This is a genomic window from Paenibacillus sp. S02 (assembly GCF_019454065.1).
Taxonomy (GTDB): domain Bacteria; phylum Bacillota; class Bacilli; order Paenibacillales; family Paenibacillaceae; genus Paenibacillus; species Paenibacillus polymyxa_B.
The window spans coordinates 2,743,843-2,757,048 of record NZ_CP073682.1; the positions used below are offsets into that span (position 1 = coordinate 2,743,843).

A 13,206-nucleotide genomic window follows, 5' to 3' on the forward strand; every position below is an offset into this window, starting at 1 on the left:
ATCAGGTTTGTTGTGGCAATCCTGTGGACAAATAGTCCAGATGTATATCTATTTGATATGGAAATGTACTATTTTTGAGATTTATTTCTATAATACGACATTTTTCGTTTTATTTTAACAATATACTACAAGCCGTTGATGATGAATTACAAAAATTTAACAAAACACCTCAGAAACACGCATTGACTTAAATGAAAATTATGGTATTTTATTACATAGGAGTTGACATCCTCTGATAGGCCTCTTAGAAAAACCCACTATTTAATCTTCTACTAACCTACTCTCAATGTGCTATCTCTGTATTTAATTTTCGTATTTTAATTGTTCTTGCGATCGTACTTATGATTCTTTGGTGTGGATATCCCATTGTGAATTCAGACTGTCTTCTCATTTAGATTACATATTTACATTTTTTTGCTTTCCATGCTTGTATTTTTCAAAAATCAGGTCAGCGGGAGGACGAGAGATCATGAACACATTCGAAGCGCTGGAATCCAATGTAAGATCCTATTGCAGAAGTTTTCCAGTTGTTTTCAACAAAGCTAAAAACGATGTACTATACACGGAGGCAGGCAAGGGTTACATTGACTTTTTTGCCGGGGCAGGGGCTTTGAACTATGGGCATAATAATGATTTTATGAAAAACCGGATTTTGGATTATTTAACTTCCGATCGGATTATGCATGGTCTGGATATGTACACGACAGCCAAGCAAGAGTTTATGGAGTCTTTTTCAGAGCGTATTCTCCAGCCCAAGGGCTTGAATTATAAGCTGCAATTTTGCGGACCGACCGGAACCAATGCAGTGGAAGCAGCACTGAAACTTGCACGCAAGGTGAAAAACAGAAATGGTATTTTCGCTTTTATGGGCGCGTTCCACGGGATGTCGCTGGGTAGTTTATCTATTACCAGCAACAACTCCATGCGAGAGAGCGCAGGGGTTCCCCTGAACAATGTTACCTTTATACCTTATAACAGCACATTTAACGGAATGGATACCATTTTGTATATGGAGCAGCTTTTAACAGACACCCATTCGGGTGTGGAAAAGCCTGCCGCGATCATTTTGGAAACGGTACAGGCTGAAGGCGGTATTCATATTGCAGATACCGAATGGCTGCGTGATTTGCGACAGCTGTGCGATGATCATGATATTTTGCTCATTGTTGACGATATTCAAGTCGGTTGCGGCCGGGTTGGTTCGTTCTTCTCATTCGAGCGGGCTGGAATCGTTCCGGATATGGTTGTTTTATCCAAATCGATCAGTGGATACGGATTGCCAATGTCGCTGTTGCTACTCAAGCCAGAATTGGATATATGGAGTCCGGGTGAGCATAACGGCACCTTCCGTGGAAATCAGCTTGCTTTCGTCGGGGCAAAGGCTGCGCTGGAGTTCAGAGATACGGTAGAGCTGGAAGCACAAGTGAAGGAAAAAGAGGCTTTTGTTCAGCAGTTCTTGCGTGAACATATCCAATCGATAGATCCTCTTATTGAAATTCGCGGCATGGGACTGATATGGGGGATTGATGTATCTCATCTGGGAGAAGCGTTCGCCAAGGAGGTAGCGACTCTCTGCTTTAGTAGAGGACTTATTATTGAACGTGCTGGGCGTAACGATACGGTAATTAAAATCATGCCAGCGTTAACGATAAGCTTGGAAAACTTGCGTAAGGGCTGCGACATTATTAAAGAAAGTATGGCACAGGTAACCAGTACGTTGGTTACGATGTAAATCGATCAGTAAAGCCCCTTGGCTGGAGCTACCATCTGCTGTAAAGCAGGTATGGCAGGCGCCGTCCAAGGGGCTTTCTAGTAAAAAATTAAGAAATAACCGTTTGCGCGTATTTTTGTGCGGATTGCTCTAGTTGCTCATCGGTCAATACTGCAGCACCATATTGTACGAAATAAGGGAGCAATTTGAGACCAATCATATGGCCTGTAGCTTCCAGAGGTCTCAACAGCTCTTCGATCGTATACCTGTTCCGTCCGTCATGTTGATAATTTTCCTCAACGCTGGCAGCAGACAAGGCGATCAACAACTCTTTGCCCTGTAGCTTGCCCCCTTCGCTTCCATAAGCCCAGCCGTAGGTTAGAACCTTATCCAGCCATTTTTTCAGTAGGGAAGGAGTGCTGTACCAGTAAAAAGGGAATTGCAGAACGATACGGTCATGCTGCTCTAGCAGTTCCTGCTCTTGGGCGACATTGATTTGCTCATCAGGATATACTTCATACAGGTTGTGAACGGTCACGTCAGATTGTTTCTTGAGTTCTTGTACCCATCTTTTGTTAATGCGAGATTCCGCAAGATCAGGGTGAACGACAATAACGAGGGTTGACATTTAAAAAACCATCTCCTTCAAACTTATTTATTGTAAGTAAATAACCAATACATATGTAACTATTTTAGTTTCAACTTATGGAAATGTCAACTCTATTAAATTTTAAGCTCTATATTCAAAAGACTCCGGCAAGCGCATGCCGGAGTCTCATCAAATGAAGTGTTTTTACATTAAGCGATATGATTAAGAGCAACAATTTTGTTTTTCCCGGAGCGCTTAGCTTGATACAGATAGTCATCTGCTTGCTGAAAAAATACATCTTTATCTTTGTTCATTTCCTCTGTATAGCTTTTCAGTCCAATGCTTACGGTTACAGAAACGAGTTGCAATTTCTCCTGAAAGGTCATTTTCTCCACTTCACGACGGATGTTTTCGACGATCTGATAAGCTTCTTCGAAAGTATGCTCGAACATCAAAATAGCAAATTCCTCACCGCCATAGCGAGCTGGAATGTCATTTGCGGTAATCTGTTCTGTAATGATTTGCGAGATGCCTTCCAAAATTTTATCTCCGAACTGGTGTCCGTAAGTGTCATTGATCTTCTTGAAATTATCAATATCCACTAGCGCCAGATGGATGATCGCGCCTTGTTCGGCATATTCGAGTGCTTTTTCATAAAAGTTTTGAAAGGACAAATGATTGTACAGCTTCGTCAAACCATCGGTCATTGACATTTTGCTGATAATCGCGTTACTGATCATTAATTCCTGCTGGGCACGTTGTGTTTTATACAAATCCACTAACAAATCGCGGCCGCTAGCCTGAATAATGAGAGCAATAAAGGTGGACATAATCAAAAAGGTTGGAATCGCCACGATATCAAAGTTTGACAAATAGGTACGAAATGATCCATCCACTGCCAGCAACAGAAAAAAGACGACCACTTGTAATACAAAGGAAAGCCATATTAAGCGACGATTGAAGAACAGGATAGAAGAGAAAATAGGCAACAAGCACAACGCTGTAATAATCCGGATATCATAGTTTAGGCGAATAATCATCCAGCAAATGACGGTACTTGCCATAAACAGGATTGCAAAAGAATACCTGTTAAATTTAAAATGAGCCAACTCTGCCAGTAAGTTGGAACCACTCATGATTAGCGTGGGAACAATAAGGGTTCCGACGTAAAATTCATAAGGCGAAGCGGGGTAATCAAGAAATAAGTAGCTGCCCAGCTGGACGATAAAATGTACAGCTATAATCATCCAATACAGTAATAACATTTTGCGTACCCAGCGGGCTTGCTTTGTTTTGTAATCCATGGTTTGAGTAAGCCGTTTTGTCTTGTTCATGATGTCACCACACTTAATGTATCTTTAGCCATTCTCGTATTATAAGATACTATCTGATGAAGTTGAAGCTAATTTTTTTGAAGGCCATGAACTTGTTAGCCTAGCAACACTTTTACTTGGTGGATAGCCCTGTCCCCTGCAACAGGCAGAATATTATTCGTAAGGACGGTGCCATCTAAGGTAACTGTAACTACACCCTTGGAGACATGCTGTGGATTCGTGATATGAATCACGTAGGTATCACCGCGGAAGACACGGGTGACTGTGAATTCGTCCCAGGCTGTAGGAATGCACGGATCAATACGCAGACCATCCCATTCGGGCTGAATACCGAGAATGGATTGAGTAATAGCTATAAAGTTCCATGCCGCTGTACCCGTCAGCCAGGAATTTTTGGCTTCGCCTGCACGAACAGCATCCTTGCCCGCAATCATTTGAGCGTACACATACGGCTCGGTGCGGTGAATGTCGCTGATGTCCTCCAGATAGGCAGGCGCGATTTTGCTATACAGCTCGAAAGCGCGATCCCCACGTCCTATTACGGCTTCCGCCATCATAATCCACGGGTTATTGTGACAGAAAATACCAGCATTTTCCTTATACCCGGGAGGGTAAGATGAGATTTCGCCCAGATTGATGTAGTAGCGAGAATACGGTGGATTTTGCAGCACAATGCCGTAGGGAGTTTCTAACCGATCACGTGTAGAATCGAGAGCTTTTTGAGCTAGACCTTCTTCAACGCCAATTCCTGCCATGACACAGAAGCCTTGAGGTTCAATGAAAATTTGGCCTTCCTCACAATCCTTGCTCCCTATTTTGTCTCCATAATGGTCATAAGCACGTAAGAACCATTCCCCGTCAAAACCATGCTCCAATGTGGCTGTTCGCATACGATCCACATATGCTTGTGCTGTTGCCGCCTCCTCATCCAATCCTCTGCGCTTGCATAGCTCTATAAAATCCGGTCCCGTATATACGAATAGTCCGGCGATGAACACGGATTCGGCTATTCGACCCTCCAGATTCTGAGTTGTCTGATAGGACTCATCTGGTGTAGCAGAAAAACAGTTGAGATTCAGACAGTCGTTCCAGTCAGCCCGGCCAATGAGTGGAAGACCATGCGGGCCCAGATTACCCACAACGTGGTAAAAAGAACGCTTCAAATGTTCAAACAGCGTAGCCGTACGCTCTACATTTCCGTCAAAGGGCACTTGTTCATCCAGTATGCCAAAGTCTCCCGTTTCTTTGATATACGCTGCGGTACCGACAATAAGCCACAACGGATCGTCGTTAAAGCCACCGCCAACCTCGTGATTTCCTTTTTTGGTTAACGGTTGGTACTGATGATAAGCTCCGCCGTTTTCAAATTGAGTAGAGGCGATGTCGATAATCCGTTCCCGTGCCCGCTCCGGTATTTGGTGGACGAAGCCGAGCAAGTCCTGATTCGAATCCCGGAAGCCCATACCACGCCCGATACCAGATTCAAAATACGATGCGGAACGCGACATATTGAACGTAACCATACACTGATAAGGGTTCCATATGTTTACCATTCGGTTCAGCTTGTCGTCGTGGCTTTGAAGGGTATACTTGGACAGCAGATTGTTCCAATAGGTTCGCAGCTCACTCAAGGCTCGTTCTACATCGGCTTCATCCGCAAACTGCGCAATCATGGCATGTGCCTGTTTTTTGTTAATAACACCGGGAGACTCCCATTTTTCTTCCTCGGGATTTTCTACATAACCGAGTATAAAGTTACAGCTTGTTTCTTCGCCTGGCTCCAGCGTTATCTCAATGCAATGTGATCCGACAGGGGACCATCCGCTGGCAATAGAGTTTGAGGCTTGCCCAGCGGCGACCGTTTGAGGCTGATCTAATCCGTTGTAGAGCCCCAGAAAAGCTTCACGGTCTGTATCATAACCCGCTAGCGGACGATTAGCAGAGAAAAAAGCATAGTGATTGCGACGTTCACGGTATTCCGTTTTGTGATAAATGACAGAATCTTGTATTTCAACCTCACCCGTATTCAAGTTGCGCTGGTAGTTGGTCATATCGTCATAGGCGTTCCACAGACAAAATTCCACGAACGAGAAGAGTTTGATCTTTTTGGTTTGTAACGATGTGTTCTGAAGTTTAACCTGATGGACCTCGCCGTCAAAGGATAGGGGCACAAAAGCCAGCTGCGTAGCTCGAATACCGCTGCGTTCCCCCATGATTGAGGTGTAGCCAAGTCCATGGCGGCATTCATACTGCTCCAGCTCCTGTTTGACTGGCATCCAACCTGGAGTCCAATAATCCCCATCATCATAAATATAAAAATAACGACCACCGTTATCGACAGGAATATTGTTGTACCGGTAACGTGTTAAGCGACGTAAGCGAGCATCCCGGTAAAATGCATAGCCGCCACTTGTATTGGAGATCAGTCCAAAAAATCGTTCATTACCTAAATAATTAATCCAGGGATAAGGGGTTTGAGGGGTGTGGATGACATATTCTTGATTGACATCATCGAAAAAACCGTACTTCATGGCGCAGAACTCCTTTCGATTTGAAAAAATAAAAGACCCAACACATGATTATATTCAAACATAGAGCCGTTCTTTCTTTAGAAAGACATTTCCTGCCTTATATAAAATGTGCTTGATTTTCTCAACCTTTCTTCTGGAATTTGCAAAATATTTGAAATGGGTAAATATACCTTTTTATGCTAAAATGAAAAAGTTAGAACTTAGCAAGGCAGGAGGTTGCAAGAATGGCACCTATCACATTATTTTTCATCCCGTATGCAGGCGGATCGGCGTCGGTCAGCTTCAAATGGAAAAAGTTGCTGCTTCCGCAGATTAAGCTTGTTCCACTGGAATTAGCGGGCAGAGGTATTCGTTCTGGGGAACCGCTAAAGGAAAGCATTGAGGAGATGAGCGAGGATCTGTTGCACAAGATCAGCGAAGAGATAGCCCCCGGTGATCCTTATGCCATATACGGCCACAGTATGGGGACGATGATCTCATTCGAGCTGTACTACAAGCTGGTGGACGGTGGATATGGCAAGCCTGCTCATCTGTTCGTTTCGGGTGGACGGGCACCGCATGTCCCAAGAAATTCCCCGTGGTTACACGATCTGCCCGCAGATCAGTTCAGGACGCATTTGCAGCGGTACGGTCAGCTTTCGGAAGCGATTTTTGACAATCGGGAATTATACGACTATTTTATGCCGGTGTTAAGAGCGGATTTCAAAGCTGTCGAGTTGTATAAGTACATGGCTAAAGCCGCACCTTTACATTGTCCTATCTCCGCTTTGACGGGAATGACCGATAACACGGTGACCTTACAAGATGCGGAGGCATGGGCATACCATACGGATCAGCAATTTCGTATGTTTACCTTTGAGGGAGGACACTTTTTTATTCATGATGAAGTGGAACGGATTACGAACATCATCAATGAGACCTTGGAGCAGAGTACAGTAACAAGTAGCATACAACAATAAAAATAAGAGGTGATTTTTAGTGACAGTAGGTGTATTGGCACATTTGTTTGGCAAGTTGCCTTATCGCGAATTGGCTGCAAAGGTAGGCGCAGCGGGCTTTACTCATGTTCAGCTGGCTCCGTGGAGAGCGATCAGTGATGTGGATTTTAATAAACCGGGTAAGTTCAATCCGGGATTGGCACTGTCTATCGCAGAAGAATTTCGTAAGCATGGTGTATCCATATCGGTGCTTGGGTGCTATTTGCATTTTTTTATACAGGATGAGGAATTGCTGCGTGAAAATGTAGAGCGCTTTAAAGAGCTGATCCGATATGCGGGGCTGTTAGGAGCACCAATGGTAGCAGCCGAAGTCGGACGTAATGAGGATGGTACCGCCTATACGGAACGTGACTGGAGAGTTGTAAGGGAAGTAGTGCGTGAATTAGCAGATGAAGCGGAGAAGTGGGGCGTATTCGTAGGATTGGAAGCTGCAAACGATCACTTGGTCGGAACTGCCGTAGAGTTGGCTGCCTTTCTGGAGGAAGTGCCTTCTTCACACATCGGTGTTGTGATTGATCCGGGTAATCTGCTAAAAACGGAAAATCTGGCGCAGCAGGATGAGATCATTCGCGAAGCTTTCCAACTGCTGGGCCCCCGGATTATCGCAGCGCATGCCAAAGACCGGCGTTTGTCATCGTCAGGTGAAATTGAGACGGTGCCGCCGGGTTTTGGAGACATGAACTATGGCCTCTACATGGAATTGCTGGAGCAGTACAAGCCGGGGGTTCATATTATTATGGAAGCTGCTCAGGAGCATGAGATGGCAGAATCCAGACGTTATATCGAAGGTCATCGGATAGCCGCTCAGAAAGCGCAACAAGTGCAGACGAAATAATGTATTCTTTCATAATACTCAGGAATGCTACGTTAATAATTCCAGAGACTTGGAAGCGCCTCCTTTTCCAAGTCTCTGTTCCTTTATCCTTGCACAACCGCCACGATCACAATGACCCAGCTTGCCAAAAAAGCCAACCCGCCAATGGGGGTGATTGCCCCAAGCTTTTTCACACCGGATATACTAAGGGCATACAGACTGCCGGAGAACAGGAGAATACCCACCAGCATAACCCAGCCTGCGGTAACGATGAGAGAAGAATGGACAAGGTTGTCAGCAAGAACTCCAAGCAGCAGCAAACCCAGTCCGTGAGCGATTTGATATTGAATTCCTGTCTGGAATATGCTCATCATGTCTACGGAAAGTCTCTTTTTCAATGCGTGTGCGCCGAACGCTCCTAAAGCTACGGCTAAAAACATCACGATACAACCAAGCAATAGTAAAATTTTCATGTTTTAACGCCTCCCTGTGAAATAGTACCGATTCCAATCGATTTCGTCAATTTTCCTTGTGAATCTCTAAACTTATAGAATTTTTCGACTCTCATTTGGCGCCTAGTGTGGTATATTTTTTCCAGGGCCAATGCGAAGCATTTGGAGCAATAGACAGCGTGTCCTCCACCTTTTTTATGGGAAAGTGAGGTGATGATGCTGTCTTTTTGTGCTGTCGTTTTTCGGAATAAAATCTTGTGTAAAGCCAAAATTGATAATGGAGAGGATGAATGCAAAAGTGATCAGCAGAAAATCAGTGTTCAGGAAATCTGTCTCTATGGTCATGTCAGCCATTTTGGTACTTCCGTTAACCTTGGGCTTATTTCAGGCAGGACCCGACCGTGCATCAGCCGCAACACCGGAATCGACACGCTTTCTACAATTGTATAAACAGCTGAAGGATCCGGCTAGCGGATACTTTTCAAAAGAAGGCATCCCTTATCATTCCGTTGAAACGCTTATGAGCGAGGCTCCGGATTACGGACACTTAACGACTTCAGAAGCGTACAGCTACTGGATGTGGCTGGAAGTGCTGTATGGTCATTATACCGGGGATTGGGGGCATTTGGAATCTGCATGGGACAACATGGAGAAATATATCATTCCTGTTAATGAAGGCGACGGTAAGGAAGAACAGCCAACAATGAGTAACTACAACCCGAACAGCCCCGCCACCTATGCCGCAGAATACTCACAGCCGGATCAATACCCAAGCCGTCTGAGTGGACAGTATGGTGCTGGCAAGGATCCACTGGACTCTGAGCTAAAGGCAACCTATGGCAACAACCAGACTTATCTGATGCACTGGTTGTTGGACGTGGATAATTGGTACGGCTTCGGAAATCTTCTGAATCCGTCGCATACAGCAGCCTATGTAAACACCTTTCAGCGCGGGGAACAGGAATCGGTCTGGGAGGCTGTACCACATCCATCGCAAGACAATCAAAAGTTTGGCAAGCCTAATGAAGGCTTTATGAGCTTATTCACGAAGGAAAATAATGCCCCGGCACAGCAATGGCGTTACACGAATGCCACCGATGCAGATGCACGGGCAGTTCAAGCGATGTACTGGGCTAAGGAATTGGGATATGACAACTCCGTATATTTGGATAAAGCCAAAAAGATGGGAGACTTTTTGCGGTACGGCATGTACGATAAATACTTCCAGAAAACCGGAAGCGCTTCCAATGGAAGTCCAATTGCTGGTACGGGCAAGGATGCCAGTCTTTATCTGATGGCATGGTATACAGCCTGGGGCGGCGGACTTGGCCAAAGCGGCAACTGGGCTTGGCGTATTGGTGCCAGCCATGCACATCAGGGCTACCAAAATGTCGTCGCAGCGTATGCGTTGTCCGATCAAGATGGTGGATTAATACCGAATTCACCAACGGCGGGACAGGACTGGGCGACCTCGCTGAAGCGCCAACTGGAGTTTTATACTTGGCTGCAATCCGATGAGGGGGCTATTGCAGGCGGAGCGACGAATAGCTGGGATGGTGCCTACAAGGCTTATCCATCTGGCACAAGTACCTTTTATGGCATGGCTTATACAGGGGCTCCTGTATATAACGATCCACCGTCGAACAACTGGTTCGGGATGCAGGCTTGGCCTGTCGAGCGGGTTGCCGAGCTGTACTACATTTTAGCCAAGAAAGGGGATACTTCGTCCGAGCAGTTTAAAATGGCTAAACAAGTGACGGAAAACTGGATAGCGTGGTCCAAGAGCTATGTATTTGCCAACGAACGGCCTGTGACTGATGCACAGGGATACTATTTGGACGCTCAAGGTAAGCGTATTCTGGGTGGCAAGAATCCGAAAGTGGCTACTACAGCGGCTAAAGGTGAGTTCTGGCTGCCGAGCAATCTGGAATGGAGCGGAAAGCCTGAAACCTGGAGCGGATTTGCCAATCATAAAGGGAATACCAATCTCCATGTGGTAACAAAGAATCCGGGGCAGGATGCCGGAGTGCTGGGCAGCTATGTTAAAGCACTTACTTTCTTTGCTGCTGGAACGAAAGCTGAAAAAGGAGACTATTCCGAGTTAGGCAAGGAAGCTAAGGATTTGTCTAAAGCTTTGCTTGATGCTGCATGGGGTTATAACGATGGTATAGGCATTACAACGAAGGAAGCGCGGGAGGATTATTATCGTTATTTTACCAAAGAAGTGTATATCCCGAGCGGCTGGAGTGGTAAGACTGGGCAAGGCAACACGATCCCTGGCACCGACGCTACACCGTCTGATCCGTCTAAAGGTGGTAATGGTACGTATTCCAGCTACAGCGATATCCGCCCTAATATCACCAAAGATCCGCAATGGTCCTATCTTAAAGATAAATACACGACTTCATGGAACAAGCAGACCAAAAAATGGGATAAAGGCGCTCCAGAATTTACGTATCACCGTTTCTGGTCCCAAGTTGATATGGCAACGGCTTATGCCGAGTATGACCGTCTCATTAACGGTAGTGGACCAACCGAGCCTACAGCTCCCAAAGCTCCGGCAAATGTGAAGGCAAACGCGGGGGATGCTCAGGTTACACTGACCTGGAGCAAAGCGACGGGTGCCGATAGCTATACAGTCAAGCGCTCGACAACCAGTGGTGGCCCTTATACCACAGTAGCAACGGTAACAGACAGCACTTACAAGGATACAGGAGTGGTGAATGAAACCACTTATTATTATGTGGCAAGTGCAACAAATTCTTTAGGAACCAGCCCGGATTCTGCTGAGGTCAGTGCCAAGCCTACGGCAGCACCCATTCCAGCAACGGGAGATGTGATTGCCCAATACCGCGTGGGCGACACCAACCCGGGAGATAATCAAATTCGGCCACTGTTCCGTATTGTAAACAAGGGTAAAGAGGCCGTTGATCTGAAAAATGTCAAGCTGCGATACTACTACACCGTAGATGGCGACAAGTCACAGGAATTCCATTGTGACTATGCACAGTTGGGCAGTAGTAACGTTCAGGGACGTTTTGTGAAACTGGATAAGGCCGTTACAGGCGCAGATTATTATCTGGAAATCTCCTTTGGAGCTGGTGCGGGAAGTCTGGCAGCAGGGGAAAACACAGGGGACATTCAGATTCGCATGAACAAGACGGACTGGAGCAACTATAACGAAAGTGATGATTTTTCCTACGATCCAACCAAGACATCTTATACGGATTGGGACAAGGCACCTTTGTATATAAACGATAAACGTGTCTGGGGTCTGGAGCCTTGATTGTAAACTAATTGTAGAGATTACGGGCGGAACGTGAGATGTTGAATTCACTTCCGTCCGTTTTTTTGTGATCGGATTCGTGGTACACTATGATCGTTACATTATTACATACATGACCGAGGTGACCTGAGACATGAATGACAATTTGGCACAGGCTCTGAATGAGCAAATGAACTTTGAATTTTACTCCGCTCACGTATATCTGGCGATGGCTGCTTATTGCTCCAGTGAAAGTCTGGATGGGTTTGCAAACTTCTTCCTGGTACAAGCTGAGGAGGAACGGTTTCATGCCATGAAACTGTATAAATACATTAATGACCGTAGAGGACGCGCCACATTGGCTGCATTGCCGGAGCCAAAAAACAGCTACGACTCCATGCTGGACGTATTTGAGCATGGCTACAAGCATGAGCAGCAAAACACGCAAAAATTTTATCATCTGGCTGACTTGGCCCTCGATGGACGTGAGCATGCAACGATCCATTTCCTGAAATGGTTTATTGATGAGCAAGTCGAAGAGGAAGCTCTGTTCGACAGTGTTATCCAGAAGCTTAAGCGCATTGAAAGAGACAGCAATGCCTTTTATATGCTGGACAGCGAGTTTGCCAAACGTAGCTTTACTGCCCCTGCGGAGTAACACAGCATACATGTTGTGTTTGAATGCCGGAGATATGGCCAGCATTTTATTCGTCTAGAAAGTAAAAAAGCCCGATTTTCGGGCTTTTTTGCGTTGACTTTAATTAACGAATTCCCATCTTTCTAGGGGCTATTGTTATTTTAAATGGAGTTATAGAAAAAATTAATTTGTCGCTGGATGTTGAGCATGCTACAGTTATGTTAACTTTTATATCTGATTAAATAGATAGGATTAGTTATGTAGTGGTTCATTCGTTTTATAAAAACACTATAAGGAGGCGGGTTAGTATGAGTGAAATCTATCGTCTGGCACTCCAAGAGGACGCAGAAAGATTGCAGTATGTGACGTATGAGGCGTATGAAACAATTCGGCAGTTGGAGCTTCGATGGCCTGCCACTCAGGCAGACGTGGCTCTCATTCAAGAAAACATTAAAAATAATGATTGCTATGTGCTGGAAGTAGACGGTGTCATTCAGGCTACCGTTAGCCATCTCAAAAATAGAGCCCTTAATTTTATAACCGATCTACCGTTTGTGATGTGGTTTGCTGTAGACCCGGCTGCACAGGGCAAAGGATATGGGAAAAAACTGCTGAATTGGGTAGAGCAAACGATTATTCGTGACAAGGTCGGTGCTCCTGCTGTGACACTGGCGACTGCGGAAAAGCATCCCTATTTGCTATCCATGTACGAGCGTTGGGGGTATGAACGTATCCATGCTTTTGACCATGGAACAGGGGACGGGACGATGCATTTACTGCGCAAAGTGGTGAATCCTGAACTATTCTCCACCTACATTCGTGAAAAAAATGAAGCTGAGACAGCTAACCGAAATTAGACGCAACCATAGGGGAAC

10 protein-coding genes are annotated in these 13,206 nt (G+C 45.4%); 6 read left to right on the forward strand and 4 right to left on the reverse strand.

The window, feature by feature from the left end; genetic code table 11:
• The first annotated feature begins 469 nt into the window (after nt 1-469).
• Nucleotides 470-1,732 carry a diaminobutyrate--2-oxoglutarate transaminase gene (gene ectB, locus KAI36_RS12125; protein ID WP_103744914.1) on the forward strand — a complete coding sequence of 421 codons (1,263 nt, stop codon included), beginning with the start codon at nt 470-472 and terminating at the stop codon, nt 1,730-1,732.
• An 88-nt stretch (nt 1,733-1,820) separates the two neighbouring features.
• On the opposite strand, the gene KAI36_RS12130 is transcribed toward ectB, so the two are convergent.
• From KAI36_RS12130 to KAI36_RS12140, 3 genes are all read right to left on the reverse strand, one after another.
• Nucleotides 1,821-2,339 carry an NAD(P)H-dependent oxidoreductase gene (locus KAI36_RS12130; protein WP_220027857.1) on the reverse strand — a complete coding sequence of 173 codons (519 nt, stop codon included), beginning with the start codon at nt 2,337-2,339 and terminating at the stop codon, nt 1,821-1,823.
• Between the two features lie 170 nt (nt 2,340-2,509).
• A complete protein-coding gene (locus tag KAI36_RS12135; RefSeq protein ID WP_220027858.1) occupies nt 2,510-3,634 on the reverse strand; it encodes a GGDEF domain-containing protein in 1,125 nt (374 codons plus the stop codon).
• Nucleotides 3,635-3,729: 95 nt separating this feature from the next.
• Nucleotides 3,730-6,165 (reverse strand): glycoside hydrolase family 94 protein, encoded by a 2,436-nt coding sequence (locus KAI36_RS12140; protein ID WP_220027859.1) that lies wholly within the window; start codon nt 6,163-6,165, stop codon nt 3,730-3,732.
• A 224-nt stretch (nt 6,166-6,389) separates the two neighbouring features.
• Between KAI36_RS12140 and KAI36_RS12145 the strand changes: the two genes are divergently transcribed.
• Nucleotides 6,390-7,124 (forward strand): thioesterase II family protein, encoded by a 735-nt coding sequence (locus KAI36_RS12145; RefSeq protein WP_220027860.1) that lies wholly within the window; start codon nt 6,390-6,392, stop codon nt 7,122-7,124.
• A gap of 19 nt (nt 7,125-7,143) precedes the next feature.
• A complete protein-coding gene (locus KAI36_RS12150; RefSeq protein ID WP_220027861.1) occupies nt 7,144-7,998 on the forward strand; it encodes a sugar phosphate isomerase/epimerase family protein in 855 nt (284 codons plus the stop codon).
• Between the two features lie 83 nt (nt 7,999-8,081).
• On the opposite strand, the gene KAI36_RS12155 is transcribed toward KAI36_RS12150, so the two are convergent.
• A complete protein-coding gene (locus KAI36_RS12155) occupies nt 8,082-8,450 on the reverse strand; it encodes a DUF423 domain-containing protein (RefSeq protein ID WP_025721785.1) in 369 nt (122 codons plus the stop codon).
• A 316-nt stretch (nt 8,451-8,766) separates the two neighbouring features.
• Here KAI36_RS12155 and KAI36_RS12160 point away from each other — a divergent pair, with 316 nt between their 5' ends.
• The 3 genes from KAI36_RS12160 to KAI36_RS12170 all read left to right on the forward strand — a co-directional run bounded on the left by KAI36_RS12160 (nt 8,767) and on the right by KAI36_RS12170 (nt 13,188).
• Nucleotides 8,767-11,715: a glycoside hydrolase family 48 protein gene (locus KAI36_RS12160; RefSeq protein WP_220028106.1), complete on the forward strand. Its 2,949-nt coding sequence runs from the start codon at nt 8,767-8,769 to the stop codon at nt 11,713-11,715.
• 133 nt (nt 11,716-11,848) lie between these two features.
• Nucleotides 11,849-12,352, forward strand: coding sequence for a ferritin (locus tag KAI36_RS12165; protein ID WP_013310291.1), 504 nt, complete (start codon nt 11,849-11,851; stop codon nt 12,350-12,352).
• Nucleotides 12,353-12,639: 287 nt separating this feature from the next.
• Nucleotides 12,640-13,188: a GNAT family N-acetyltransferase gene (locus tag KAI36_RS12170; RefSeq protein WP_220027862.1), complete on the forward strand. Its 549-nt coding sequence runs from the start codon at nt 12,640-12,642 to the stop codon at nt 13,186-13,188.
• Nucleotides 13,189-13,206 lie beyond the last annotated feature (18 nt).

Excerpts from the sequence above, each read along its gene's own strand:
- ectB (WP_103744914.1), top strand. The coding sequence starts at position 470 with ATGAACACATTCGAAGCGCTGGAATCCAATGTAAGATCCTATTGCAGA.
- KAI36_RS12130 (WP_220027857.1), bottom strand. The coding sequence starts at position 2,339 with ATGTCAACCCTCGTTATTGTCGTTCACCCTGATCTTGCGGAATCTCGC.
- KAI36_RS12135 (WP_220027858.1), bottom strand. The coding sequence starts at position 3,634 with ATGAACAAGACAAAACGGCTTACTCAAACCATGGATTACAAAACAAAG.
- KAI36_RS12140 (WP_220027859.1), bottom strand. The coding sequence starts at position 6,165 with ATGAAGTACGGTTTTTTCGATGATGTCAATCAAGAATATGTCATCCAC.
- KAI36_RS12145 (WP_220027860.1), top strand. The coding sequence starts at position 6,390 with ATGGCACCTATCACATTATTTTTCATCCCGTATGCAGGCGGATCGGCG.
- KAI36_RS12155 (WP_025721785.1), bottom strand. The coding sequence starts at position 8,450 with ATGAAAATTTTACTATTGCTTGGTTGTATCGTGATGTTTTTAGCCGTA.
- KAI36_RS12160 (WP_220028106.1), top strand. The coding sequence starts at position 8,767 with ATGGTCATGTCAGCCATTTTGGTACTTCCGTTAACCTTGGGCTTATTT.
- KAI36_RS12165 (WP_013310291.1), top strand. The coding sequence starts at position 11,849 with ATGAATGACAATTTGGCACAGGCTCTGAATGAGCAAATGAACTTTGAA.
- KAI36_RS12170 (WP_220027862.1), top strand. The coding sequence starts at position 12,640 with ATGAGTGAAATCTATCGTCTGGCACTCCAAGAGGACGCAGAAAGATTG.